At 71.3% G+C, this 25,466-nt stretch carries 18 protein-coding genes and 1 tRNA gene; 10 read left to right on the forward strand and 9 right to left on the reverse strand.

Features of this window, described 5'->3' with window-relative positions; translation table 11 throughout:
* The first annotated feature begins 64 nt into the window (after positions 1-64).
* Positions 65-4,663 carry a glutamate synthase large subunit gene (gene gltB / locus AC5L3C_RS28615; RefSeq protein ID WP_493654071.1) on the forward strand — a complete coding sequence of 1,533 codons (4,599 nt, stop codon included), beginning with the start codon at positions 65-67 and terminating at the stop codon, positions 4,661-4,663.
* Complete coding sequence (locus AC5L3C_RS28620; RefSeq protein ID WP_493651785.1) at positions 4,656-6,119, forward strand: glutamate synthase subunit beta; 1,464 nt, start codon at positions 4,656-4,658, stop codon at positions 6,117-6,119. Before gltB ends, AC5L3C_RS28620 begins: the two co-directional genes overlap by 8 nt.
* Before the next feature lie 129 nt (positions 6,120-6,248).
* On the opposite strand, the gene AC5L3C_RS28625 is transcribed toward AC5L3C_RS28620, so the two are convergent.
* The 3 genes from AC5L3C_RS28625 to AC5L3C_RS28635 form a co-directional block, all read right to left on the reverse strand.
* Positions 6,249-7,043 carry a chitosanase gene (locus AC5L3C_RS28625; RefSeq protein WP_493651786.1) on the reverse strand — a complete coding sequence of 265 codons (795 nt, stop codon included), beginning with the start codon at positions 7,041-7,043 and terminating at the stop codon, positions 6,249-6,251.
* Between the two features lie 91 nt (positions 7,044-7,134).
* Positions 7,135-8,034, reverse strand: coding sequence for a chitosanase (locus tag AC5L3C_RS28630; protein WP_493651787.1), 900 nt, complete (start codon positions 8,032-8,034; stop codon positions 7,135-7,137).
* Complete coding sequence (locus AC5L3C_RS28635; protein WP_493651788.1) at positions 8,031-8,957, reverse strand: rhomboid family intramembrane serine protease; 927 nt, start codon at positions 8,955-8,957, stop codon at positions 8,031-8,033. Before AC5L3C_RS28635 ends, AC5L3C_RS28630 begins: the two co-directional genes overlap by 4 nt.
* Before the next feature lie 146 nt (positions 8,958-9,103).
* On the opposite strand from AC5L3C_RS28635, the gene AC5L3C_RS28640 reads away from it, so the two are divergent.
* Complete coding sequence (locus AC5L3C_RS28640) at positions 9,104-9,823, forward strand: vWA domain-containing protein (RefSeq protein WP_493651789.1); 720 nt, start codon at positions 9,104-9,106, stop codon at positions 9,821-9,823.
* 25 nt (positions 9,824-9,848) lie between these two features.
* Here the strand turns inward: AC5L3C_RS28640 and AC5L3C_RS28645 are convergent, their stop codons facing one another.
* Complete coding sequence (locus AC5L3C_RS28645; RefSeq protein ID WP_493651790.1) at positions 9,849-10,742, reverse strand: hypothetical protein; 894 nt, start codon at positions 10,740-10,742, stop codon at positions 9,849-9,851.
* 112 nt (positions 10,743-10,854) lie between these two features.
* Between AC5L3C_RS28645 and AC5L3C_RS28650 the strand changes: the two genes are divergently transcribed.
* From AC5L3C_RS28650 to AC5L3C_RS28670, 5 genes are all read left to right on the forward strand, one after another.
* Positions 10,855-11,232 carry a chorismate mutase gene (locus AC5L3C_RS28650; protein ID WP_493651791.1) on the forward strand — a complete coding sequence of 126 codons (378 nt, stop codon included), beginning with the start codon at positions 10,855-10,857 and terminating at the stop codon, positions 11,230-11,232.
* Between the two features lie 111 nt (positions 11,233-11,343).
* The gene (locus tag AC5L3C_RS28655; RefSeq protein WP_493651792.1) at positions 11,344-11,886 is read left to right on the forward strand and encodes a response regulator; all 543 of its coding nucleotides are present in this window, start codon (positions 11,344-11,346) and stop codon (positions 11,884-11,886) included.
* Between the two features lie 68 nt (positions 11,887-11,954).
* Complete coding sequence (gene pepN, locus AC5L3C_RS28660) at positions 11,955-14,540, forward strand: aminopeptidase N (protein WP_493651794.1); 2,586 nt, start codon at positions 11,955-11,957, stop codon at positions 14,538-14,540.
* A 169-nt stretch (positions 14,541-14,709) separates the two neighbouring features.
* Positions 14,710-16,080: a pyridoxal phosphate-dependent decarboxylase family protein gene (locus AC5L3C_RS28665; RefSeq protein ID WP_493651796.1), complete on the forward strand. Its 1,371-nt coding sequence runs from the start codon at positions 14,710-14,712 to the stop codon at positions 16,078-16,080.
* Entirely contained in the window at positions 16,077-17,483 is a 1,407-nt protein-coding gene (locus AC5L3C_RS28670) for a lysine N(6)-hydroxylase/L-ornithine N(5)-oxygenase family protein (protein ID WP_493651797.1), read from the forward strand. Before AC5L3C_RS28665 ends, AC5L3C_RS28670 begins: the two co-directional genes overlap by 4 nt.
* Before the next feature lie 13 nt (positions 17,484-17,496).
* Here AC5L3C_RS28670 and AC5L3C_RS28675 read toward each other — a convergent pair whose 3' ends face one another.
* Positions 17,497-19,299 (reverse strand): bifunctional metallophosphatase/5'-nucleotidase, encoded by a 1,803-nt coding sequence (locus tag AC5L3C_RS28675; RefSeq protein ID WP_493651799.1) that lies wholly within the window; start codon positions 19,297-19,299, stop codon positions 17,497-17,499.
* Positions 19,300-19,547: 248 nt separating this feature from the next.
* Here AC5L3C_RS28675 and pyk point away from each other — a divergent pair, with 248 nt between their 5' ends.
* On the forward strand, positions 19,548-20,984 hold the full coding sequence (gene pyk / locus AC5L3C_RS28680; protein WP_493651800.1) for a pyruvate kinase: 1,437 nt from the start codon (positions 19,548-19,550) through the stop codon (positions 20,982-20,984).
* 102 nt (positions 20,985-21,086) lie between these two features.
* On the opposite strand, the gene AC5L3C_RS28685 is transcribed toward pyk, so the two are convergent.
* Positions 21,087-21,159, reverse strand: a tRNA-Leu gene (locus tag AC5L3C_RS28685).
* Between the two features lie 105 nt (positions 21,160-21,264).
* Between AC5L3C_RS28685 and AC5L3C_RS28690 the strand changes: the two genes are divergently transcribed.
* A complete protein-coding gene (locus tag AC5L3C_RS28690) occupies positions 21,265-21,921 on the forward strand; it encodes an ANTAR domain-containing response regulator (protein ID WP_125507220.1) in 657 nt (218 codons plus the stop codon).
* A 74-nt stretch (positions 21,922-21,995) separates the two neighbouring features.
* Here the strand turns inward: AC5L3C_RS28690 and AC5L3C_RS28695 are convergent, their stop codons facing one another.
* Genes AC5L3C_RS28695 through AC5L3C_RS28705 form a run of 3 tightly spaced genes read right to left on the reverse strand, consistent with a single transcriptional unit; the run spans position 21,996 to position 25,464 of the window.
* Positions 21,996-22,712, reverse strand: coding sequence for an ABC transporter ATP-binding protein (locus tag AC5L3C_RS28695; protein ID WP_125507222.1), 717 nt, complete (start codon positions 22,710-22,712; stop codon positions 21,996-21,998).
* Positions 22,709-23,632 (reverse strand): ABC transporter ATP-binding protein, encoded by a 924-nt coding sequence (locus AC5L3C_RS28700; protein WP_493651801.1) that lies wholly within the window; start codon positions 23,630-23,632, stop codon positions 22,709-22,711. Before AC5L3C_RS28700 ends, AC5L3C_RS28695 begins: the two co-directional genes overlap by 4 nt.
* Positions 23,633-23,637: 5 nt before the next feature.
* A complete protein-coding gene (locus tag AC5L3C_RS28705) occupies positions 23,638-25,464 on the reverse strand; it encodes a branched-chain amino acid ABC transporter permease (RefSeq protein ID WP_493651802.1) in 1,827 nt (608 codons plus the stop codon).
* Between the last annotated feature and the right edge of the window lie 2 nt (positions 25,465-25,466).

Here is a 25,466-nt window from a genome sequence, read left to right on the forward strand (position 1 = left end):
CACGCGAGGGCCAACGTCGTCCCTCGGCACCAGCACATGCCTCATGACGACGACGGGAGAGCCGATGCGTACGCCGCGCCAGCCGTCCCAGCATTCTCCGAGCGACCGCCTGAACTGGTCGTTCATGGATGCTCGCCCTGCTGCGCAGGGTATGTACGACCCCCGCAACGAGCACGACGCCTGCGGCGTCGGTTTCGTCGCCACCCTCACCGGCGAGGCGTCCCACACCCTGGTCGAGCAGGCCCTCACCGTTCTGCGCAACCTCGAACACCGCGGCGCCACCGGATCCGAGCCGGACTCCGGCGACGGCGCGGGAATCCTCTCCCAGGTGCCCGACGCCTTCTTCCGCGAGGTGGCCGGATTCGAACTGCCCGAGGCGGGCGGCTACGCGGTCGGTATCGCCTTCCTGCCGGAGGACGGCACCGACGCCGCCGTGGCCCGGATCGAGGACATCGCCGCCGACGAGGGCCTGACCGTCCTCGGCTGGCGCGAGGTGCCGGTCGCGCCCCAACTGCTCGGCGCCACCGCCCGTTCCACGATGCCGGTGTTCCGCCAGATCTTCGTCGGTGCCGGGGAGAGCCGGGGGATCGAGCTCGACCGCAGGGCGTTCGTGCTGCGCAAGCGCGCCGAGCGCGAGGCGGGCGTCTACTTCCCGTCCCTGTCGGCCCGCACGATCGTCTACAAGGGCATGCTGACCACCGGCCAGCTCGAGCCCTTCTTCCCGGACCTGTCCGACCGCCGCTTCGGCTCCGCCATCGCGCTCGTGCACTCCCGGTTCTCCACGAACACCTTCCCGTCGTGGCCGCTCGCGCACCCGTACCGCTTCATCGCGCACAACGGTGAGATCAACACCGTCAAGGGCAACCGCAACTGGATGCGCGCCCGCGAGTCCCAGCTCGCCTCCGAACTGTTCGGCGAGAACACCGACCTCGAGCGCGTCTTCCCGGTCTGCACCCCCGACGCCTCCGACTCCGCCTCCTTCGACGAGGTCCTGGAGCTGTTGCACCTGGGCGGCCGGTCCCTGCCCCACTCCGTGCTGATGATGATCCCGGAGGCGTGGGAGAACCACGACTCCATGGACCCCGCGCGGCGTGCCTTCTACCAGTACCACTCCACGATGATGGAGCCCTGGGACGGCCCCGCCTGCGTCACCTTCACCGACGGCACCCAGGTCGGCGCCGTGCTCGACCGCAACGGACTGCGCCCCGGCCGCTACTGGGTCACCGACGACGGCCTGGTCGTCCTCGGCTCCGAGGTCGGCGTGCTCGACATCGACGCGGCCAAGGTCGTCCGCAAGGGACGCCTCCAGCCCGGCCGCATGTTCCTCGTCGACACCGCCGAGCACCGCATCATCGAGGACGACGAGATCAAGTCCGCCCTCGCCGCCGAGCACCCGTACGCGGAGTGGCTGGAGGCCGGCGAGATCGAGCTGTCCGACCTGCCCGAGCGCGAGCACATCGTGCACACCCACGCCTCGGTCACCCGCCGCCAGCAGACCTTCGGCTACACCGAGGAGGAACTGCGCGTCCTTCTCGCGCCGATGGCCAAGGCCGGTGCCGAGCCGATCGGCTCCATGGGCACCGACTCGCCGATCGCCGCGCTCAGCGAGCGCCCGCGGCTGCTCTTCGACTACTTCACGCAGCTGTTCGCGCAGGTCACCAACCCGCCGCTGGACGCCATCCGCGAGGAGCTGGTCACCTCCCTGCACTCCTCGCTGGGCCCGCAGGGCAACCTGCTGGAGCCGACCGCCGCGGCCTGCCGCAGCGTCACGCTGCCCTTCCCGGTGATCGACAACGACGAGCTGGCCAAGCTCATCCACATCAACGCCGACGGCGACATGCCCGGCTTCAAGGCCGCGACCCTCTCCGGCCTGTACCGGGTCTCCGGCGGCGGCGACTCCCTCGCCGAGCGCATCGAGGCGATCTGCGCCGAGGCCGACGCCGCCATAGAGAACGGCGCCCGCCTCATCGTCCTGTCCGACCGGCACTCCGACGCCGAGCAGGCGCCGATCCCGTCGCTGCTGCTCACCGCGGCCGTCCACCACCACCTGATCCGCACCAAGCAGCGCACCCAGGTGGGGCTGCTGGTGGAGGCCGGCGATGTCCGCGAGGTCCACCACGTCGCCCTGCTCATCGGCTACGGCGCCGCCGCCGTCAACCCCTACCTGGCGATGGAGTCCGTCGAGGACCTGGTCCGCGCGGGCACCTTCCTGCCGGACATCGAGGCCGAGAAGGCCATCCGCAACCTGATCCACGCCCTCGGCAAGGGCGTGCTGAAGGTCATGTCCAAGATGGGCATCTCGACCGTCGCCTCCTACCGCGGCGCCCAGGTCTTCGAGGCCGTCGGCCTGGCGGAGGACTTCGTCGACAAGTACTTCAACGGCACCGCCACCAAGATCGGCGGCGTCGGCATCGACGTCATCGCCAAGGAGGTCGCCGCCCGCCACGCCAAGGCCTACCCGGCCTCCGGCATCGCGCCCGCGCACCGGGCGCTGGAGATCGGCGGCGAGTACCAGTGGCGCCGCGAGGGCGAGCCGCACCTGTTCGACCCGGAGACGGTCTTCCGGCTCCAGCACTCCACGCGCGCCGGCCGCTACGACATCTTCAAGAAGTACACCGAGCGCGTGAACGAGCAGTCCGAGCGGCTGATGACGCTCCGCGGCCTCTTCGGCTTCAAGTCCGGCCGTGGACCGATCCCGCTCGACGAGGTCGAACCGGTCTCCGAGATCGTCAAGCGGTTCTCCACCGGCGCCATGTCGTACGGCTCCATCTCCCAGGAGGCGCACGAGACCCTCGCCATCGCCATGAACCAGCTGGGCGGCAAGTCCAACACCGGAGAGGGCGGCGAGGACCCGGAGCGCCTGTACGACCCGGCCCGCCGGTCCTCCATCAAGCAGGTCGCCTCCGGCCGCTTCGGCGTGACCTCCGAGTACCTGGTCAACTCCGACGACATCCAGATCAAGATGGCCCAGGGCGCCAAGCCCGGCGAGGGCGGCCAGCTGCCCGGCCACAAGGTCTACCCGTGGGTGGCCAAGACGCGTCACTCGACGCCGGGCGTGGGTCTCATCTCCCCGCCGCCGCACCACGACATCTACTCCATCGAGGACCTCGCCCAGCTGATCCACGACCTGAAGAACGCCAACCCCCAGGCGCGCATTCACGTCAAGCTGGTCTCCGAGGTCGGCGTCGGCACCGTCGCCGCGGGTGTGTCGAAGGCCCACGCGGACGTCGTGCTGATCTCCGGCCACGACGGCGGCACGGGCGCCTCCCCGCTCACCTCGCTGAAGCACGCGGGCGGCCCCTGGGAACTCGGCCTGGCCGAGACCCAGCAGACCCTGCTGCTCAACGGCCTGCGCGACCGGATCGTCGTCCAGACCGACGGCCAGCTCAAGACCGGCCGCGACGTGGTCATCGCCGCGCTGCTCGGCGCTGAGGAGTTCGGCTTCGCCACCGCCCCGCTGGTCGTCTCCGGCTGCGTCATGATGCGCGTCTGCCACCTGGACACCTGCCCGGTCGGCATCGCCACCCAGAACCCGGTGCTGCGCGACCGCTTCTCGGGCAAGGCCGAGTACGTCGTGAACTTCTTCCGGTACATCGCCGAGGAGGTCCGCGAGCTCCTCGCCGAGCTGGGCTTCCGCTCCATCGAGGAGGCCGTCGGCCACGCCGAGGTCCTCGACGTGACCCGCGCGGTGAACCACTGGAAGGCCCAGGGCCTGGAGCTGGAGCCGCTGTTCCACGTGCCCGAGCTGCCCGAGGGCGCCGTCCGCCACCAGGCCGTCCCCCAGGACCACGGCCTGGAGAAGGCGCTGGACAACGAGCTGATCAAGCTCGCCGCAGACGCGCTCTCCGCCTCCGGCGCCGAGGACGCCCAGCCGGTGCGCGCCCAGGTCGCCATCCGCAACATCAACCGCACGGTCGGCACCATGCTCGGCCACGAGGTGACCAAGAAGTTCGGCGGTGCGGGCCTGCCCGACGACACCATCGACATCACCTTCACCGGCAGCGCCGGCCAGTCCTTCGGCGCCTTCGTCCCGCGCGGTGTCACGCTGCGCCTGGAGGGCGACGCCAACGACTACGTCGGCAAGGGCCTGTCCGGCGGCCGGATCGTGGTCCGCCCGGACCGCGCGGCCGACCACCTCGCCGAGTACTCCACCATCGCGGGCAACACCATCGCCTACGGCGCGACCGGCGGCGAGATGTTCCTGCGCGGCCGTACCGGCGAGCGGTTCTGTGTCCGCAACTCCGGCGCGCTGGTCGTCTCCGAGGGCGTGGGCGACCACGGCTGCGAGTACATGACCGGCGGACACGCGGTCGTCCTCGGCGAGACCGGGCGCAACTTCGCGGCCGGCATGTCCGGCGGCATCGCCTACGTCATCGACCTGGACCGGGACAACGTCAACGCCGGCAACCTGTCCGCCGTCCACGAACTGGACGACGACGACAAGCAGTGGCTGCACGACGTGGTCCGCCGGCACCAGGAGGAGACGGGCTCCACCGTCGCCGAGAAGCTGCTCGCCGAGTGGGACACCGCCGTACAGCGCTTCAGCAAGATCATCCCCACCACGTACAAGGCAGTGCTCGCCGCCAAGGACGCCGCCGAGCGAGCCGGTCTGTCCGAGACCGAGATCACCGAGAAGATGATGGAGGCGGCGATCAATGGCTGACCCGAAGGGCTTTTTGAACCACGGCCGCGAGGTCGCCAGGTCCCGTCCGGTCGAGCAGCGTAAGAAGGACTGGAACGAGGTCTACGTCCCCGGCTCCCTGCTGCCGATCATCAGCACACAGGCGAGCCGCTGCATGGACTGCGGCATCCCGTTCTGCCACAACGGCTGCCCGCTCGGGAACCTCATCCCCGAGTGGAACGACTACGCCTACCGCGAGGACTGGGGCGCCGCCTCCGAGCGGCTGCACGCCACCAACAACTTCCCGGAGTTCACCGGGCGGCTGTGCCCGGCCCCCTGCGAGTCGGCGTGCGTGCTCGGCATCAACCAGCCGCCGGTCACCATCAAGAACGTCGAGGTCTCGATCATCGACAAGGCGTGGGAGACCGGGGACGTCGCCCCGCAGGTCCCCGAGCGCCTGTCCGGCAAGACCGTCGCGGTGGTCGGCTCGGGACCCGCGGGTCTGGCCGCCGCGCAGCAGCTGACCCGGGCCGGCCACACGGTCGCCGTCTACGAGCGCGCCGACCGCATCGGCGGCCTGCTCCGCTACGGCATCCCCGAGTTCAAGATGGAGAAGCGGCACATCAACCGCCGTATCGAGCAGATGCGCGCGGAGGGCACCAAGTTCCGCACCGGTGTCGAGATCGGCCGCGACATGCCGGCGACGGCCCTGCGCAAGCGGTACGACGCGGTGGTCCTCGCCGTCGGCGCCACGACCGCGCGGGACCTGCCCGTGCCCGGCCGTGAGCTCAAGGGCATCCACCAGGCCATGGAGTACCTGCCGCTGGCCAACAAGGTGCAGGAGGGCGACTACGTCGCCCCGCCGATCTCCGCCGAGGGCAAGCACGTCGTGGTGATCGGCGGCGGTGACACCGGCGCCGACTGCGTGGGCACCGCCCACCGCCAGGGCGCCGCCTCCGTCACCCAGCTGGAGATCATGCCGCGCCCGGGCGAGGAGCGGGACCCGGTCGCCCAGCCTTGGCCGACCTTCCCGATGCTCTACAAGGTCACCTCCGCCCACGAGGAGGGCGGTGAGCGGGTCTACTCCGTCTCCACCACCCACTTCGAGGGCGACGAGGACGGCAACGTCCAGTGGCTGCACATGAGCGAGGTCGAGTTCGTCGACGGCAGGCTGACCCCGAAGCCGGGCACCGAGCGCAAGATCCCGGCCCAGCTGGTCACCCTCGCCATGGGCTTCACCGGTACCGACCGGGAGAACGGACTGGTCGACCAGTTCGGCCTGGAGCTCGACGAGCGCGGTAACATCGCCCGCGACGCCGACTTCCAGACCAACGTGCCGGGCGTGTTCGTCGCCGGTGACGCCGGCCGCGGCCAGTCGCTCATCGTGTGGGCGATCGCCGAGGGCCGCTCGGCCGCGCGGGGCTGCGACCGCTACCTCACCGGGGCGAGCGAGCTGCCGGCCCCGATCCGTCCGACGGACCGCGCGCTGACGGTCTGACACGACGGCCCACCACGGGACCCGAGGGTCCCCCGTGCACGTCCCGTACAAAGGCGTACGGAACACAGGTGGCGCCTGCCCGCCAGTCCCCGACCGGACGACTGGGCAGGCGCCCCCGCATGTCCGGGCTCACGCCACCTTGAAGGGCACTCCGTACACCGTCCATTCCAGCGGGGTGTCCAGGTCCAGGTTGCCGTCGCCCAGGAAGCGGCGCTGGGCGGTGTCCACGCGGCTGGTGTCGTGGCCGGGGTGCAGCACCCGCATCGCCTCGCGGCGGACGTCGAGGAAGGCCGACAGGTACGCCTTCTCGTCGCCGCCCTCGGCCGGCGTGTCCGCCCGCTTCCCGGCCGCCGCGCGGATGCCGCCGAAGCTCGTGGGACCGTCCCCGGGGCCGTGGTAGACGATCGCGTCGTAGTAGATGAACTGGCCCAGCGCGGACAGCCCGTCGCGCTCGCCCTGCCGTACCGCCGGGCCGAAGTACTCCCGGTCCCGCTTGGCGTCCTGCGCGGCACGGAACTCGGGACGCTTCGCCTCCGCCTTCCACGCCGCCGTGAACCCCGGGCCGAGGCCCTCGTGCGAGTCCGTCCCGTCGACCTCGCGCAGCGCCGGCAGATAGCGGGCGAGGCGGTTGCCGGGACGGTCCTCGGTGTACTCCTCGACCAGGGCGAGCAGATCGTGCGTGCCGGTGCAGAAACCGATGATGCCCGCGGTGTAGCCCTGGCCGTCGCCTATGTCCTCGATGTAGCCGTAGGCGCTGCGCCAGTCGAGCGTGCCGTTCTCGGCACTGGCCACTATCTGGTGCGCGAGTTCCTTCTTGGCGGGACTGGCCAGATCCGCCGTGTCTTCCTTCCCGGAGGACGCGGACGAACAGCCCGCCGCCGCCAGCGCGACGACGGACAGGGCCGCGAGCAGGGCACGTTTCATGGCCCCAGCGTACGAAGGCCGGGGGCCGCTCCGTGCGGCCTTCCGGCACCGCGGGCCCCCTGTTCACCGGTGCACGGGCGCCGCGGCGGCGTCAGGGCAGCGTGAAGTGCTCGCCGCGTATGTCCCACTCCAGAGGCGGGTCCAGATCCAGGTTTCCGGCCTTCAGGAAGAGGCGCTGGGCCGTGTCGACGCGAGAGGCGTCGGGGTCCGGGCGCCGCTCCAGCAAGGTGGCGCGGCGGACGTCCAGGAAGGCGTTCAGGAACGTCTCCTCGGAACCGCCCGCCGCGGGCGTCTCCGCCTCGGCGAGGGCCCGCTCGCGTATGTCGTAGAAGCCGCCCGGCTCGATGCCGGGCCCGTGGAGGACCATCGCGTCGTAGTAGACGAACTGGCCCAGCGTGCCGAGGCCGTCCAGCTTCGCGAGGCGCACCGCCGGGTCGAAGTACCTCTGGTCGCGCTCCGCCTGCTGCGCCGCGCGGAACTCGGCGGTCTTCGCCTCCGTCTCCCAGGCGGCGGGGAAACCGGGGTCCAGGCCCTCGTGCGAGTCCGTGCCGTCGACCTCGCGCAGCGCGGGCAGATAGGGCGCCAGCCCGTTGTCCGGGTATTCCTCGGTGTAGGTCTCGACCAGCGCGAGCAGATCGTGCGTGGCGGTGCAGAAACCGACGATGCCAGCCGTGTACCCGCAGCCGTCGCCCTCGTCGTCGACGGCGCCGTAGGTGCTGCGCCAGTCGGTCGTCGAGTGCTGGGCGCTCGCCACCAGCCGCTGGGCCAGTTCCTTCTTCTCCGGGGCGGCCAGCCCCGGCGGACGGGCGGCGACGGCCGCGTCGTCGGCCGCCAGCTCCTTCTCGGCCCGGTCCTTGGCCTTCTCGAGCGCCGACTGCGTGGTGGGTGTGGGCGGCGGCGCCGAGGCGGCGGGGGAGTCGGACGGCAGCATGAAGTACACCGCCGCGGCGATCACGGCCACAGCGAACAGAAACGCACCGGCAGATTTCACCGCGGGACTCCTCCACTTGTCAGTTCGGCCACCTTGGCCGCCATCGCCACCACCAGCAGCGCCAGCAGGCCGGCACAGGCCGCCGCCTGGATCAGCGGCCGGTGCCTGCCCCGCGGCACGTACGCGAAGACCAGCGCCACCGCACCGCCCGCCAGCAGCCCGCCGAGATGGCCCTCCCACGACGTCACGACCGCGGAGACGACCAGCCACAGCAGCAGCCCCGCCATGAACCGGTTGACCTGCCGCAGGCCGGCGCCGACGCGCCGGGCCATGACGTAGTACGCGGCCCCCACGCCGAAGACGGCACCGGAGGCGCCCACCACGGCGTCGCCGGGCGCGAGGAGCAGCACCAGCACCGACCCGCCCAGCGCCGACAGCAGATACAGGGCGAGGTAGTGCACCCGGCCCAGCATCGGCTCCACGAGGCGGCCCAGGTTCCACAGCGCCGCCATGTTCATCACGATGTGCAGGACGCCGAACGTCCCCTCCGTGGGAGGCAGATGGAGGAAGGACCCGGTCAGCATCCGGTACCACTCCCCGTCCACCACTCCCTCCGGGGTGAAGCCCGCGGGGTACGGGTCGGTCCACACGTAGTGCCCGCCGTCCGGGCCGAGCAGCCCCGCGCCCACCATCGCGAACCGGTCCACGATCTCCGGCCGCGCCACCTCCGCCAGATACACCAGCACGTTGAGGGCGATCAGCACATACGTCACCACGGGCACCGACGACACGCTGCCGCCCACCACCGTGCGGGCCCGGCGCACCGAGCGCGCGCCCTCCTTCACGCAGTCGGGGCACTGGTGGCCCACGGCCGCCTCCCGCATGCAGTCCGGGCAGATGTACCGCTCGCAGCGCGTGCAGCGGACGTGGCACTCCACCTTGGGATGGCGGTAGCAGGTGGTGACGGTGGATTCGGAATCCACGGGCCGGCTCCTCGGGAGGGGACGGGGACGGACATGAGCCGGTGGGGGCTGCGGCGAACAAAATAACGAATGGCTGTGGGCAAAGTCATTGGCGGGGTGCGGGTGCCGTACGCTCGGGGCCAGTTCCGGTGAGCGAGGGGGAGTCCATGGCCGCGATCAGTCTGCGCAAGATCGAGGAGACCGCGCCCGCGCTGGTCAGCCTCTACAAGACCGCCGGAGCCTCACTCGCCGCGCACGGCATGGAGGATCTGCGCGCCGCGGTCTACCTCGTGGTGGACTACTCCGGCTCCATGAAGCCGTACTACAAGGACGGCAGCGTGCAGGCGCTCGCCGACCGGGTGCTGGGCCTGTCGGCCCACCTGGACGACGACGGCATGGTGCCGGTCGTGTTCTTCTCCACCGACGTCGACGCCGTCACCGACATCGCCCTGGCCGACCACCGGGGCCGCATCGAGCGGATCGTGGCCGGGCTGGGGCACATGGGCAAGACCAGCTACCACCTGGCGATGGACGCGGTCATCGACCACTACCTGGACAGCGGCTCCACCGACCCCGCCCTGGTCGTCTTCCAGACCGACGGCGGCCCCATCAACAAGCTCGCCGCGGAGAAGTACCTGTGCAAGGCGGCCCGGCTGCCGATCTTCTGGCAGTTCATCGGCTTCGGCAACCCGCGCAGCAAGCAGTTCGACTACCTCCGCAGGCTCGACGACCTGGCCGTCCCGGCCAAACGCCCCGTGGACAACGCGGGCTTCTTCCACGTCGGCGAGAACCCGGGCAAGGTGCGGGACGCGGACCTCTACAACCAACTGGTGTCGGAGTTCCCCCAGTGGCTGGCGCAGGCCCGGGCCCAGGGAATCGTGCGGTAGGGCAACGCCCCCCGACGACGACCTCCTACGTGTCACACTCCAGCACCGTGCGGCACAGCCCGCACCGCGCCCGCACACGCCCCTTCACCGGAACACGGATCCTCTGGTGACACGTGGGGCAGGGAAACGACACCCGCAACGGGTCGCCGCCCGTGAAGCGGTAGGCCACATCACGCCGCCCCCGTTCCGCCACGGAGCGGTCCTCCGCGTGCCGCCGGTCCCGGGCGTACCGCCGCCGCCCCGCCCACCCCGCGGAGCGCAACGGCGGCTGCTCCCCGTCCCGCCGCGCCATCGCCAGGCCCTTGCCGTACGCCGTGTACGCCTGCGGGCTGGTGAACCACACCGACGGGTCCTCCCCGAACAGCAGCGACCGCTTCGCCAGTACGTACCCGAACTCCTCCGGCGTGAGATACCCCAGCTTCTGCGACGACGCCCCGTCCTCCCGGAACGCGTCCAGCAGCAGCCACCCCGCCCCCAGGTACGTCGCCGTCGTGTCCGTCAGGATCTCGTTCTCCCGTGTCCCCGGGAACGACAGCCCCAGCCGGTGCAGATACACATGCGCCACCTCGTGCGCCAGCGCCGCCCCGATGTCCCGCCGATGCGTCCGGAACCGGTCGTTCAGCTCGATGAAGTACTCCGGCCCCGCCGCGAGTTCCACGTTCGCCGCGTGGGTCATCTCCCGGAACCCGACGATCAGCCGGGCGTCCGGCAGCCGGTAGTGGCGCACCATCTCCCGGGCCACCCGCTGCGACCCCAGATGAAGATCGTCCGTGTCGCAGAAGGCCACATCGGCCGGTGCCACGCTCACCGAGAAGGTCCGGACCGTGTCGTACGACAGCCGCTTGTACAGCGCGGTGACGGACTCCCGCACCGTCTCCAGATGCGGGTAGCCGTGCTCCACCGGTCCGCCGTTCGCCACGTCGCACCCCCGAAGCGCGCCCCAGAACCCGGTTCCACTGTACGGGCCCGCCCGGGGGAGCGCCCCGGACGCGGACAACGCGGCCCGCGCCCGCGCCGTAGGCTGATCCCCCATGACCACCAGCAATGCCGCCGACGGTGACGTCGACCCCGCCGTCCGCGAGGAACTCACCCGGCTGCGCGACAGCATCGACAACATCGACGCGGCCGTCATCCACATGCTCGCCGAACGCTTCAAGTGCACCCAGCAGGTCGGCCGCCTCAAGGCCGAGCACCGGCTGCCGCCCGCCGACCCGGCCCGTGAGGCCCGGCAGATCGCCCGGCTGCGCGCCCTGGCCGGCGACGCCCGGCTCGATCCCGCCTTCGCGGAGAAGTTGCTCAACTTCATCGTCGCCGAGGTGATCCGCCACCACGAGCGCATCGCCGACGACGCCGCGAACGGCGCCACGCCCTCAGCGAACCGGAGCAGAAGCTTCTCCGCCGGGGAGTGACAGGGCGGCCCGGGCGGGGCATGCTGCGCTGTGCACTCCTTGTCAGCCGGCGGGCACCGCCCGTCAGCGCCCGGACCGCCATCCGGTTCCTCACGAGGAGGGATGCGTGCCATGCCGTCCCCCGCCCGGATCCTCATCGTCGACGACCACGAGGACACCCTCTACGCCCTGGAGAGCGCCCTGGCCCCGCTGGGCCACCTGCTGGGCCGGGCCACCAGCGGCGACGAGGCCCTCAAACAACTGCTGCGCGGAAACGTGGGCCTGCTCCTCCTGGACGTGCACATGCCCGGCACCGGCGGCCTCGACGTCGTGCGCTACATGCGGTGCCTGGAACAGACCCAGCACATTCCCGTCGTCCTGCTCACCGGCTTCGCCCGCGACGGCCGCCTCGGCGCCGCCGCCTACGCCCTGGGTGTCGCCGACCTCGTCACCAAGCCCGTCGACCCCTGGGCCCTGCGCACCAAGGTCCGCCACCTCTACGACGCCCATCAGCGCCGGCTCGCCCTGGAGGCGGAGATCCGCGCCCTGCGCGCCCGGCTCGAGGAACGCAACGCCTCTCCCGTGCGTCCCGCCCTGCCCCATCCACACGCGCACGTGGCGCCCGCCCGGCCTGCGGGGGCGCAGACCGAGGAGCTCGAACGAGACCGGACATAGGCCGCGTACCCGATACATAGGCCGCGTACCCGATCCGCCTCTGTGCCGCGGCAACGGCATCAGGCAGCATGGCCTGCATGTCCGTACTGACGCGCGACGAAGCGCAGAACCGAGCACAGCTCCTCGATGTCCACCGCTACTCGGTCGAGCTCGATCTGACCACCGGGGACGAGAACTTCGACTCCCGCACCGTGATCACGTTCGCCGCCCGCTCGGACGCGGACACCTTCGTCGAGGTCAAGCCCGCCGAGCTGCGCTCCGTCACCCTGGACGGACAGCCCCTGGACCCCGAGACCCTCGACGGCAACCGGCTGCCGCTGAAGAACCTCACCGCCGGTGAGCACGAACTGCGGGTCGAGGCGACCATGCGCTACTCCCGCACCGGCGAGGGCATGCACCGCTTCACCGACCCCACCGACGGCGAGACCTACGTCTACACGCAGCTGTTCATGGAGGACGTCCAGCGCGTCTTCGCCGCCTTCGACCAGCCCGACCTCAAGGCCGTCTTCGAGCTGTCCGTCGTCGCCCCCCAGGGCTGGACCGTCCTCGCCAACGGCATCACCGAGCACACCGGCAAGGGCGTGTGGCGGGCCGCTCCCACCCCGCTGATCTCCACCTACCTCGTCGCCGTGGCCGCGGGACCCTGGCACTCCGTGCGCACCGAGCACCGCGGCCTGCCCTTCGGCATCCACTGCCGCCGCTCGCTCGCCCCGTACCTCGACGCCGACGCCGAGGAACTCCTCGACATCACCCGCGCCTGCTTCGACCGCTACCACGAGAAGTTCGAGGAGCCCTACCCCTTCGACTCCTACGACCAGGCCTTCGTCCCCGAGTTCAACGCGGGCGCGATGGAGAACCCGGGCCTGGTCACCTTCCGCGACGAGTTCGTCTACCGCTCCGCCGTCACCGACACCGAGCGCCAGACCCGTGCCATGGTCATCGCCCACGAGATGGCCCACATGTGGTTCGGCGACCTCGTCACCCTCAAGTGGTGGGACGACATCTGGCTGAACGAGTCCTTCGCCGAGTACATGGGCTACCAGACCCTCACCGAGGCCACCCGCTTCACCGACACCTGGACCGACTTCGGCGTCACCCGCAAGCCGTGGGGCTACGACGCCGACCAGCGGCCGTCCACCCACCCCGTCGCCCCCGAGAACGTCGAGGACACCGCCTCCGCCCTGCTCAACTTCGACGGCATCTCCTACGCCAAGGGCGCCTCCGCGCTGCGCCAGCTCGTCGCCTGGCTCGGCGAGAAGGACTTCCTCGCCGGCATCAACACCCACTTCGCCCGGCACCGGTTCGCCAACGCCACCCTCGCCGACTTCATCGACTCCCTCGCCTCCGCCACCGAACGCGACGTCCACGCCTGGGCCGACGCCTGGCTGCGCACGACCGGCGTCGACACGCTCGTCCCGCGGCCGGGCAGCGGCGACAACGTCCACTGGCAGCTGGACATCGACCACCTGGGGGACCCCGGGATCCATCGGGGCCCCGACCCCGGCAAGGACCGCCCCGGGCGGAAGCACGCCGGCACGCTCGTCCGGGCCGGCGGCAGGCGCCCGCACCGCATCACCATCGGCGTCTACGACCGCGACCTCCATGACGCCGGCCGGCTGGTCCTGCGCAACCGGTTCGAGGCGGACATCCCCGCCGACAGGAACGTCGGCTTCAGCCCCGGCGGAACTCGTCCCGCCCTCGTCGTCCTCAACGACGGCGACCTCACCTACGCCAAGATCCGCTTCGACGCCGAGTCCCTGGACACCCTGCGCGCCAGGCTCTCCGGGCTGCCCGACCCGCTCACCCGCGCGGTGGTGTGGAACGCCCTCAGGGACTCCGTCCGCGACGGCGACCTGACCGCCACGGACTTCCTGGACATCGCTCGCGCCCACCTCCCGCACGAGACCGACCTCGCCCTGGTGCAGGGCGTCCTCGCGTTCGCCTCCGCGCACATCGCCGACCGCTATCTCGCCCCCGAGTGGCGGCCGGCCGCGCTGGCCACCCTCACCGAGCTGTGCCGCGACCTCATCCGGCGCACCGAGGACGGCGACCACCCCGGCCTGCGGCTGATCGCCGTGCGGCACCGCATCGACACCGCCGTCCACCCGGACACCATCGCCGCCTGGCTCGCCGAGGGCACCGTCCCCGGCGGCCCCGAACTCGACCCCGAGCTGCGCTGGCGCGTCCTCGCCCGCCTCGCCGTGCTCGGCGCCGTCGACGAGGACGCCATCGCCGGGGAACTCCGCCGCGACCCCAGCGCCGCCGGGCAGGAAGGCGCCGCCCGCTGCCGGGCCGCCCTGCCCGACGCGGACGCCAAGGCCCGCGCCTGGGAGGCGATGTTCGGCTCCGACGACCTGTCGAACTACCTGTTCACCGCCACCGCCCAGGGCTTCTGGCAGCCCGAACAGGCCGAGCTGGTACGCCCCTACGTGGCCCGCTACTACAAGGACGCCGTCGCCCTCGCCGCCCGCCGCGGTCCCGCCATCGCCGAGGCCGCGGGACGCTGGGCGTTCCCCGCCCACGCGGTGGACTCCGAGCACCTCAAGCTCGGCGAGAAGTGCCTGCGCAAGGCCGACCCGACGCCCGCCCTGCGCCGCAAGCTCGTCGACCAGCTCGACGACCTGGCCCGCGCGCTGCGCGTGCGGCAGACCTGACCCGGCGCCCGTACAGGGGCGCCGCCGGTACGGCTCGGCGGCGCCCCCGCGGGCGTGGCCCGCCAACCGGGGCGTACCCCCTTTTGGGTCGTATCCCCGGGCTTTCCGGACGCGGCACCCCATCCCCGTACAAGCTGGAGTCCTCCCGCGCACCGCCCCGGAGGGACCCATGAGCACGCCGCGACCCCTCGCCTCCGGTCCGCACGGGTCCCGGCACCTGCGGCCGCTGCTCGACACCGTCCTCGACGCCCTGCACGCCGGCGGCCGCGCGCGGGGCGGGCCGCTGCCCGCCGGGGGACCGGACGCCGTCACCGCGGCGGTCCGCGACGCGCTCGGCGACGTCCTGCCCGACCGGGGCGACCCCGAGGCCCTGCACACCCTGGTCCGGGTCCTCGCCGAGGGCGCCGCCGACCCCGCCCACCCGTGGTGCGCCGCCCACCTGCACTGCCCGCCCCTCGCCGTCGCGGCCGCCGCCGACCTCGCCGCCTCGGTCCTCAACCCCTCCCTCGACTCCTGGGACCAGGCCCCCGCCGCCTCCGCCCTGGAAGCCCTCGTCACCGAGGCCCTCGCCCGCGAGGCCGGCCACGCCGACAGCCTCGTCACCACCGGCGGCACCGAGTCCAACCAGCTCGCCCTCCTCCTCGCGCGCGAACGGCTCGGCGCCACCGTGCGGCTCGTCCACGCGGCCGGCGCCCACCACTCGCTGCCCCGTGCCGCCTGGCTCCTCGGCCTGCCCGACCCCGTCGAGGTCCCCGCTCCCGCCGGCACCCTCGACCCCGCCGCCCTCGACGACGCCCTGACCCACGTGCCGGGCCCCCACCTGGTCGCCGCCACCGCCGGCACCACCGACGCCGGCCTGATCGACCCGCTGCCCGAGATCGCCGCCCGCTGCGCCGCCCACGGCGCCCGCCTCCACGTCGACGCCGCCTACGGCGGGCCGCTGCTCTTCAGCGACCGCCACCGGCCCGCGCTCACCGGACTGGACGCCGCCCACACCGTCACCCTCGACCTGCACAAACTCGGCTGGCAGCCCGTCCCGGCCGGCCTGCTGACCGTCCGCGACCCCGAGGACCTCGGGGCCCTGCGGCACCACGCCGACTACCTCAACGCCGACGACGACACCGACGCCGGGCTCCCCGACCTCCTCGGCCGTTCCCTGCGCACCACCCGCCGCCCCGACGTCCTCAAGACCGCCGTCACGCTCAGGACCCTCGGCCGGGCCGGCCTCGGCGCCCTGGTCGACCAGGTCTGCGCCCACGCCCGGGAGTTCGCCCGCCTGATCGGCGACGACCCGCGCCTCGAGCTGTACGGCCGGCCCGTCATCAGCACCGTCCTCTTCCGGCCCGCCGGCGCCGACGACACCGGCGTCGCGGCCCTGCGCCGGCACCTGCTCACCACCGGCCGCGCCGTCCTCGGACGCGCCCGCGCCGACGGCCGGCTGTGGCTCAAGGCCACCCTCCTCAACCCCGCCGTGCGCACCGACGACCTGGCCGGCCTGCTCACCCTCGTCCACCAGGCCCACGCGGAAGGACCCCGATGACCACGCCCCACGCGACCGTCCACGACCTCGTCGGCATCGGCATCGGCCCCTTCAACCTCTCCCTGGCCGCCCTCGCCCACCCCCTGCCCGGCCTCACCGCCGCCTTCTACGACCGGCGCCCCCACTTCACCTGGCACCCCGGCCTGCTCCTCGACGACGCCACCCTCCAAGTGCCCTTCCTCGCCGACCTCGTGACGCTCGCCGACCCCACCAGCCCCTGGACCTTCCTGAACCACCTCAGGGCCCGCGAACGCCTCTACCCCTTCTACTTCGCCGAGCGGTTCCACATCCGCCGCACCGAATACGAGGCCTACTGCCGCTGGGTCGCCGACCGGATCCCCACGCTCCACTTCGGCCACGACGTCGACACCGTCCGCTGGAACGCCGGACACGGCCACTTCGAGGCGGACGTCACGCGCCTGGGTGCCGACGGCCGGGCCGTGGCCGCCGGCCGTGTCCGCGCGCGCAACGTCGTCCTCGGCATCGGCACCGAACCCTGGACGCCCGAACCGCTCCGCCCCCTCACCGGCACCTCCGGGCCGCCCGTCGTCCACGCCGACGACTACCTCGCCCACCGCGCGGCCCTCCTCGCCGCGGGCCACCTCACCGTCGTCGGCATCGGACAGTCCGGCGCGGAGATCTACCTCGACCTGCTGCGCCGCCGGCCCGCCGGACGGGAACGGCTCCACTGGATCGGCCGCACCGAGGCCTTCGCCCCCATGGAGTACTCCAAACTCGGCCTCGAACACTTCACCCCCGACCACACCCGCTACTTCCACGCCCTGCCCGAACCCGTCCGCGACCGGCTCGTCCCCGCGCAGTGGCAGTTGCACAAGGGCATCGACGCCGCCACCATCGCCGCCATCCACGACGAGCTTTACCGGCGCACCCTCCACGGCGGCTGGCCGGACACCGTCCTCACCCCCGCCGTCCGCGTCCGCAGCGCACGCCGCACCGGCCGGGCGGGCATCGAACTGGGCCTCGAACACACCCGGCAGGGCACCCGCTCCCGGCTCACCACCGACGCCGTCGTCCTCGCCACCGGCCACCGCGCACGCCCCCTGGACGGGCTGCTCGCGCCCCTCGACCCCTGGCTGCGGCGCGACGACGCCGGGCGGCCCCGCATCGACGCGCACTTCCGCCTGGTCCTCGACCCCGCCGTCACCGGCAGCGTCTACGTCCAGAACGCCGAACTCCACACCCACGGCGTCGGCACACCCGACCTGGGGCTCGCCGCCTGGCGCAGCGCCACGATCCTCAACCACCTCACCGGCCGCCGCGCCTACGCCCTGCCCGCCCGCACCGCCTTCACCACCTTCGGCCTCCGTCCGCCGGCGCCTGAGGTCCCGCCCGCCCGGCGCGGCACCCGGCTCGGCGCCCTGGCGGACGGGACCCCGCCGTAGCGGGGAAGGGCGCTCAGAACACCGGTGTGCCGTCCCGCGTCAGCTGCCAGTCCACCGACGCGAAGTCCTTCGGGTCCAGGACGCCCTTCTCCGTCACCCACTCCGCGATCCGCGTCCGGATCTCCGTCGACTCCGACCACACCTCCGTCGCCGACGCCACGTGCGGGAACGCGCCGCCGCCGTTGGCCCGGTAGTTGTTCACCGCGAAGACGAATCGCTGTCCGTCGTCGAGGGCCGCCCCGTCGCACGTGATGTTCCTGATCCTCGAGCCGGCCGGCTGCGCGATGTCGATCTCGTACCGAAGGCCCGACACATAGTCGTAGTTGTAGTCGGGGCGGCCGCCGGCGTTCGTCAGCCGGTCGACGTCCACCGGCTCGCCGGCCGCGGTCTGCGCGAAGTACTCCGCCGAGTACTCCAGGTACGCCCTGACCTGCGCGCCCGTCATCACCTTCGCGACCAGTGTGTTGTCGTACACGTACAGGCTCGACAGATCACGGATCGTCACCTCGCCCGCCGGGATCTCGGACGTCCGCGAGAACGGTGACGCCTGCGACAGCACCGGGAGCGAGGCGTACTCGGTGTCCGCGAGCGCCGCCCGGACCACGTCCTCCTGCACCTTGCTTATCAGGTCGATGATCGGCGCGTCCTTGTACCGTGCCTCCACCGTCGTCAGCGTCTCGGTCGCCGACCCCACCACCTGGTTGACGTACTCCACGACCTGCGCGTGGTCGTCGCCGAGCAGCCGGGTGATCCGCGGGTCGTCCGCCACCGTCGCCGCGTCGCGCAGCGACGCCCGCACCGACTCCACCCGCCAGCGGCCCCGCTCGAGGACCAGCTCGAAGTCGAACAGCGACAGCCGCTCGGCGAAGCACAGCGGCTCCGACAGCACGACGTCCCGGCCCGTCTCGTCGTTGGTGACCCGCAGTTCCGCGATCTCCTCGTGCGCGTGCCCGACCAGGATCGCGTCGATCCCCGGCACCTGCCGCGCCACGTTCGCCGCCGCGTTCTCCACGTACGGCAGCTGGTCGCCGTACGACGACGTCCCCGACGACCCCGAGTGCGCCGAGACCACCACGACGTCCGCGCCCATCGACCGCAGCTTCGGCACCCACCGGGCCGCCTGTTCCTCCAGACCCGGGAAGGTCAGCTTCCCCTGCACATACGCCTTGTCCCAGATCGCGATGCCGGGGTTCGTCAGTCCCAGCACCGCCACCTTCACCGGGGGAGCGCCCTTCACGTGGAACTTCTTGATGACGTACGGCGGGAAGGCGGGCCTGAGCGTCGTGGCGTCCAGCGCGTTGGCGCCCAGCAGCGGGAAGTCGCACTGCTCCTCGAACCTGCGCAGCGTCTCGATGCCGTAGTTGAACTCGTGGTTGCCGAGCGCCACGGCGTCGTACCCGATGGCGTTCATCGCGCGCGCCATCGGGTGCACCGGGCCGCCCTCGGCGGTGATCGGGTCGACCTTGGCGTAGTAGTAGGTCAGCGGGGTGCCCTGGATGGTGTCGCCCGCGTCCAGGAGCAGGGTGTTGCGGCGGCCCTTCTCCCGGCGGACCTGGTCCACCAGCGTGGACATCCGGGCCAGGCCCTGCGCGTTGCCCGCGTCGTCGGTGTACTCGGCGTCCTTGTAGTAGTCCCAGTTGAAGACGTGCCCGTGCAGGTCCGTCGTGCCCATCACGGTCAGCGCGTACCGCTTCACCGGCTTCCTCCCCCGTCCCGCCCCGGCTGCCTCGGCCGCGGGGGCCGCCGTACCCGCCAGCGCCACCCCCGCCCCCGTCACAGCGGACCTCTTCAGAAACTTCCGGCGGTTCAACGGCATCTCAGGTTCTCCTCGTACCACGAACAACGCGCGTAGACTGGCTCGCCCGATTCTGACCTGAACACGTCTACCGCGAACAGTCCATGACAGGTTGCGATCCTGTGAGGATCCCCGCGACCGGCCGTCGCGTGCTCATCGGAGCGGCTCCGCGCACACTTCAACACTTGTCAATAACCCTTCAACGACAGGCCGTTGAGTCGTCACCCGCAACCAAATCGCTACCGGCCGGTAAGCCCTAGGGTCGGAACATGCGCCGAGCGAAAATCGTCTGCACCCTGGGCCCCGCCACCGACTCGTACGACCAGATCAAAGCCCTGGTCGACGCCGGCATGGACGTGGCCCGCTTCAACCTCAGCCACGGTGGTCACGCCGAGCACGAGGAGCGCTACCGACGGGTCCGGAAGGCCGCCGACGAGACCGGCCGCAGTGTCGGCCTCCTCGCCGACCTTCAAGGTCCGAAAATCCGCCTCGGCCGCTTCACCGAAGGCCCCGTACTCCTTGAACGCGGCGACAGCTTCACCATCACCGTCGAGGAAGGCGCCGAGGGCGACCGCCGCATCTGCGGCACCACCTACGCCGGTCTCGCCGCCGACGTCACCACCGGCGAGCGCATCCTCGTCGACGACGGCAAGGTCACCCTCGAGGTCACCGCCGTGGACGGCCCCCGCGTCCGCACCACTGTCGTCGAGGGCGGCATGGTGTCCGACCACAAGGGGCTCAACCTCCCCGGCGTCGCCGTGTCGGTGCCCGCGCTCTCCAAGAAGGACGAGGACGACCTGCGCTGGGCCCTGCGCACCGGCTTCGACGTGATCGCCCTGTCCTTCGTCCGCAGCGGACGCGACATCAAGGACGTCCACCGCATCATGGACGAGGAGGGCCGCCGCCTTCCCGTCATCGCCAAGGTGGAGAAGCCCCAGGCGGTCGACAGCATCGACGACATCGTCGCAGCCTTCGACGGCATCATGGTCGCCCGCGGGGACCTCGGCGTGGAGATGCCCCTCGAACAGGTGCCCATCGTCCAGAAGCGCGCCATCAAGCTCGCCAAGCGCAACGCCAAGCCGGTCATCGTCGCCACCCAGATGCTCGACTCGATGATCGACAACGCGCGCCCCACCCGTGCCGAGGCCTCCGACGTCGCCAACGCCGTGATCGACGGCACCGACGCCGTCATGCTCTCCGGCGAGACCAGCGTCGGCAAGCACGCCGTCGACACCGTCCGCACCATGGCGCGCATCGTCGAGGCGGCCGAGGAGGACATCCTCGCCAAGGGGCTTCCGCCGCTCACCGAGCGCAACAAGCCCCGCACCCAGGGAGGGGCGGTCGCCCGCGCGGCGGCCGAGATGGGTGACTTCCTCGGCGCCCGCTTCCTGGTCGCCTTCACCCAGTCCGGCGACACCGCCCGCCGGCTGTCCCGCTACCGCTCGCCGATCCCGGTGCTCGCCTTCACCCCCGACCCGGCCACCCGCTCCCAACTCAGCCTCACGTGGGGCGTGGAGACCTTCCTCGGCCCCCACGCGGAGACCACGGACGCGATGGTCGACCAGGTCGACGACCTGCTCCTGCGCTACGCCCGCTGCGCCAAGGGCGACACCGTGGTGATCACCGCGGGATCCCCTCCGGGGGTCTCCGGGACGACGAACCTCGTCCGGGTGCACCACATCGGTGAGGACGACGGCCCCAGGTAGCGGGCCCGAGCGCGGACACGCCGACGCGCAACAAAAAAGCGGATGTTCACCGAAAAGGCGGACATCCGCTGTCAAATGCGGACCTTGGATACAGAGGAAAAGTACCCCGGGTCGGATTCGAACCGACGCTGGATGGTGTTTGAGACCATTGCCTCTACCGCTGGGCTACCGGGGCGCCCTGCAAAACGAAGGTCGACGGTTACCCGCCGTGCCCCCACCTTACCGCAGCTGGGTACGCTCTTGTCAGCAGTACCGGTCTGCCCCGCACCAAGGAGCCCACGTGAGCGCCCCCGAGTCGCCCCAGCCTGTAGACGTGCCCGACGACGACAAGTCGCACGTGCCTCCGATGACGACGCGTGTCGTGATCGCCGAGGACGAGGCCCTGATCCGGCTCGATCTCAAAGAGATGCTGGAGGAGGAGGGCTACACCGTCGTGGGTGAGGCGGGGGACGGCGAGCAGGCCGTCGAACTGGCCCGGGAGCACCGGCCCGACCTGGTGATCCTCGATGTGAAGATGCCCAAGCTGGACGGCATCTCCGCGGCGGAGAAGATCGCCGAGGAGAGCATCGCCCCGGTGCTGATGCTGACCGCGTTCTCCCAGCGGGACCTGGTGGAGCGGGCCCGGGACGCGGGAGCGATGGCGTACCTGGTGAAGCCGTTCAGCAAGAGCGACGTGGTGCCGGCGATCGAGATGGCCGTCTCGCGGTTCACCGAGCTCAAGGAGCTGGAGCGGGAGGTCGCCGATCTGAGCCTGCGGCTGGAGACGCGCAAGCTGGTCGACCGGGCCAAGTCGGTGCTGCAGACCCAGTACGGGCTGACGGAGCCGGCGGCGTTCCGCTGGATCCAGAAGACGTCGATGGACCGGCGGATGTCGATGCAGCAGGTCGCCCAGGCGGTCATCGACGATGCCGAGGAGAAGAAGGCGTCCAAAGGCTAGAGCCGCGGCCGGCCGGCACGAAGAGGCCCGCGTCCCCCCCGGCAGGGAAGGGGACGCGGGCCTCTTCGGGTGCCTCAGTCCTCGCCGAGGTAGGCCTTGCGGACCGACTCGTCGTGCAGGAGGTCCTGCCCGGTGCCGGAGAGGACGATGTTGCCGACCTCCATGACGTGGCCGTGGTCCGCCAGGGAGAGGGCCGCCTGGGCGTTCTGCTCGACGAGCAGGATGGTGGTGCCCTGCGACTTCAGCTCGGCGATGGTCGCCATGATCTTCTGCATCATGATCGGCGACAGACCCATGGAGGGTTCGTCGAGCATGAGGAGCTGGGGCCGGGACATCAGCGCCCTGCCCATGGCGAGCATCTGCTGCTCTCCGCCGGAGAGGGTGCCCGCGGCCTGCTTGCGGCGTTCCCCGAGGATGGGGAAGAGGTCGTAGGCGCGCTTGATGTCCTGCTCGATGCCCGCCTTGTCGCTGCGCAGGAAGGCACCGAGGCGGAGGTTGTCCTCGATGGTCATGCGCGGGAAGATGTGCCGCCCCTCGGGGGAGTGGGCGAGCCCCATGGAGACGATCTTGTGGGCCGGGATCTTCTTGAGCGACCTGCCGTTGAACCTGATCTGGCCGCCGACGGGCTTGAGCAGCCCGGAGAGAGTGCGCAGCGTGGTGGTCTTGCCGGCGCCGTTGGTGCCGATGAGGGTGACCACTTCGCCCGCGTCGACGCTGAACGAGATGCCCTTGACGGCCTGGATCTTGCCGTAGGCGACTTTGAGGTCCTCGACTTCGAGGAGTGCGGTCATCGGTCGTTCTCCTTGCCGGGCGCGGCGTCCTGGGCGGTCTCGGCCTCGGCCTCGGCCGCGGCTTCGGCGGCCTCGACCTCGGCGGCCTCGGCGGCGCCGGGATCGTTCTCCATGGGTTCGCCGATGTAGGCGGCGATGACGCGCTCGTCGCCCTGGACGGTGGCCGGATCGCCCTCGACGAGCTTCTGGCCCTGGACGAGCACGGCGACGCGGTCGCAGAGGTTGAAGATGAACCGCATGTCGTGCTCGATCACGAGGACGGCGATGCCCTGGTCGCGGATGGCGAAGATCAGCTCCTCGGCCGCCCGGGTCTCCTGGGGGTTCATGCCGGCGGTGGGCTCGTCCAGGAGCAGCAGCCCGGGTTCGCTGGCGAGGGCGCGGGCGATCTCCAGCTTGCGCTGCTCACCGTAGGGGAGGTTGCGCGCGAGGTGGTCGGCCTTGGCGTCGAGGCCGACGAACGCCAGGAGTTCCATGGCCCGGACCCGGGACGCCGCCTCCGCCTTGTGGAAGCCCGGTCCGCGCAGGACGGCCGACCAGAAGCCCTCCTTGGTCCGCGTGTGGCGGCCGACGAGGACGTTCTCCAGGACGGTCATGTTGGCGAAGAGCCGGATGTTCTGGAACGTCCGGGCGATGCCCGCGGCGGTGACCTTGAACGACTTGGGCGGCAGCACCTTGCCCTTGTAGCGGACCTCGCCCTCGGTGGGGACGTAGAGGCCGGTCAGGCAGTTGAAGAAGGTGGTCTTCCCGGCGCCGTTGGGGCCGATGAGACCGACGATCTCGCCGCTGCTGACGGTGAGGTCGACGTCGCGGACGGCGGTGAGGCCGCCGAAGCGCATGGTCACGCCGCGCGCGTCGAGGACCGTGGTGCCGGGAGCGGGTGCGCCCGGGGCGTTGTCCTTGGTGGTGATGTCGGTGGTCATGGTGGTCAGGCCCCTGTCTTGCTCAGGACGGTGGGCGCTTCGGCCTCTTCGTGGAACTCCAGTTGGCGGCGCCGGTTGGGGATGAGGCCCTCGGGACGGAAGCGCATCAGCAGGACGAGCGCGAGACCGAAGGCGAGGAGCTGGAAGTCGCCCAGGAACTGGAGCTTGTTGGGGATCAGGAAGAGCAGCGCGGCTCCGATGAGGGGCCCGGCGATGGTGCCCATGCCGCCGAGGACGACCGCGGCGAGCAGGAAGGCGGAGTTGGGCGGGGAGGTGCCGGCGAACAGGTACTGCTCGGGCGTCACGGTGTAGGTGACGTGCGCCTGCACGGTGCCGGCGAGACCGGCGAGGGTGGCGCCGACCGCGAAGGCGATGAGCTTGACCCGGAAGCCGTGGATGCCCATGGCCTCGGCCGCGGTCTCGTCCTCGCGGATGGCGACCCAGGCCCGGCCGATGCGGGAGTCGCCGCTGCGCCGGAAGACGAGCACGACGACGGCCGTGATGAGCAGCATCAGGAAGAAGTAGTTGGCGAACCGCCCGATGGTGAAGCCGGCGATGTCGTGCTGTATCCCGAGGTCGAAGCCGAGGATCTTCAGGTCCGGGACGGACGCGATGCCGTTGGAGCCGTTGGTGAGGTCCGGTCCGGAGGTGCCGTCGGTGTTGTTGGCCGCGATCCGGAAGATCTCACCGAAGCCGAGGGTGACGATGGCGAGGTAGTCGCCGCGCAGCCGCAGCGTCGGGGCGCCGATGAGCACGCCGAAGACCAGCGAGGCGATGGCGCCGACGATGACGGCGGCCCAGAAGGGGAACTGGACGCCGAACGGCGAGCTGGGGGAGCCGGAGACCAGCGCGGCGGCGTAGGCGCCCACGCCGAGGAAGGCGACGTAACCGAGGTCGAGCAGGCCGGCCAGGCCGACGACGATGTTCAGACCCAGGGCGACGGTGGCGAAGATGAGGATGTAGACGCCGAGGGTGGCGTACTGGTCGTCGGTCTGGGTGAACGGAAAGCAGGCCGCGGCGATGAACGCGCCGCAGACGGTGATGTTGGTGTGCCGCCCGGTGATCTGCGAGGCGTGGGCGATCAGACCGGAGCGGTTGAGCGCGGCGAAGCCGAAACCGGCGGTGATCAGGAAGCCGACGAAGAGCTCGTCGTACTCGGTGCCGATGCCGTAGGTGAAGACGACCAGGGCGAGGGCGAGGACGCCGACGATGATCAGGATCTCGGCGTAGCCCGGCAGGGTCCGCACGGGGCGCGGGCTGCCGGAGGCGAAGGCCGCGCGCAGTACGGCGAGGCTGTGGCCGGTGCTGTGCTTGAACCGCTCCCAGCCGGTGTCGTCCGGGTCGAACGGGTCGGGTTCGGGCCGTTCGAAGGGCAGGGCGAGGGCACCGATCAGGGCGATCAGCGTGGCGGCGGCGACGAGGTAGCCGCCGGGCTCGAGGTTGACGAGCCCGCCGAGGTCGATGGTGATCGCGAGGACGGTGTACCAGGCGGTGGCGAAGGTGCCGAGCACGGCGTACTTGAGGGCCGCGTCGGCGCCGGCCGGGGTGAGCCAGCCCAGTCCCTTGACGCCGTAGGAGGAGAGGCCGAAGAGCGCGGCGAGCGCGCCGCCCACGAGGACCAGGACCTGCAGGCCGCCGGGGTAGGCGTAGACGGTGAGGTCGCCGGGGAACGCGGCGGTCCAGGTCCAGGCGAGGAAGGTGGAGACGACGGCAAGGACGCTGCCGCCGGTGGCGAGGGCGCGGCCGAGGTGCGGGGGGATGCCGATGAGGCCGGTGGCGGTGCTCGCGGCGGCGGAGGCCGCGGTCTTGGAGGTGGTGGTCTGTGTGGTCATCG

The organism is Streptomyces speibonae (assembly GCF_984686075.1).

What these genes read in the sequence shown, in the direction of transcription:
- gltB (WP_493654071.1), top strand. Translation starts at nt 65, where the DNA reads ATGCGTACGCCGCGCCAGCCGTCCCAGCATTCTCCGAGCGACCGCCTG.
- AC5L3C_RS28620 (WP_493651785.1), top strand. Translation starts at nt 4,656, where the DNA reads ATGGCTGACCCGAAGGGCTTTTTGAACCACGGCCGCGAGGTCGCCAGG.
- AC5L3C_RS28625 (WP_493651786.1), bottom strand. Translation starts at nt 7,043, where the DNA reads ATGAAACGTGCCCTGCTCGCGGCCCTGTCCGTCGTCGCGCTGGCGGCG.
- AC5L3C_RS28640 (WP_493651789.1), top strand. Translation starts at nt 9,104, where the DNA reads ATGGCCGCGATCAGTCTGCGCAAGATCGAGGAGACCGCGCCCGCGCTG.
- AC5L3C_RS28650 (WP_493651791.1), top strand. Translation starts at nt 10,855, where the DNA reads ATGACCACCAGCAATGCCGCCGACGGTGACGTCGACCCCGCCGTCCGC.
- AC5L3C_RS28655 (WP_493651792.1), top strand. Translation starts at nt 11,344, where the DNA reads ATGCCGTCCCCCGCCCGGATCCTCATCGTCGACGACCACGAGGACACC.
- pepN (WP_493651794.1), top strand. Translation starts at nt 11,955, where the DNA reads ATGGCCTGCATGTCCGTACTGACGCGCGACGAAGCGCAGAACCGAGCA.
- AC5L3C_RS28665 (WP_493651796.1), top strand. Translation starts at nt 14,710, where the DNA reads ATGAGCACGCCGCGACCCCTCGCCTCCGGTCCGCACGGGTCCCGGCAC.
- AC5L3C_RS28670 (WP_493651797.1), top strand. Translation starts at nt 16,077, where the DNA reads ATGACCACGCCCCACGCGACCGTCCACGACCTCGTCGGCATCGGCATC.
- AC5L3C_RS28675 (WP_493651799.1), bottom strand. Translation starts at nt 19,299, where the DNA reads ATGCCGTTGAACCGCCGGAAGTTTCTGAAGAGGTCCGCTGTGACGGGG.
- pyk (WP_493651800.1), top strand. Translation starts at nt 19,548, where the DNA reads ATGCGCCGAGCGAAAATCGTCTGCACCCTGGGCCCCGCCACCGACTCG.
- AC5L3C_RS28695 (WP_125507222.1), bottom strand. Translation starts at nt 22,712, where the DNA reads ATGACCGCACTCCTCGAAGTCGAGGACCTCAAAGTCGCCTACGGCAAG.
- AC5L3C_RS28700 (WP_493651801.1), bottom strand. Translation starts at nt 23,632, where the DNA reads ATGACCACCGACATCACCACCAAGGACAACGCCCCGGGCGCACCCGCT.
- AC5L3C_RS28705 (WP_493651802.1), bottom strand. Translation starts at nt 25,464, where the DNA reads ATGACCACACAGACCACCACCTCCAAGACCGCGGCCTCCGCCGCCGCG.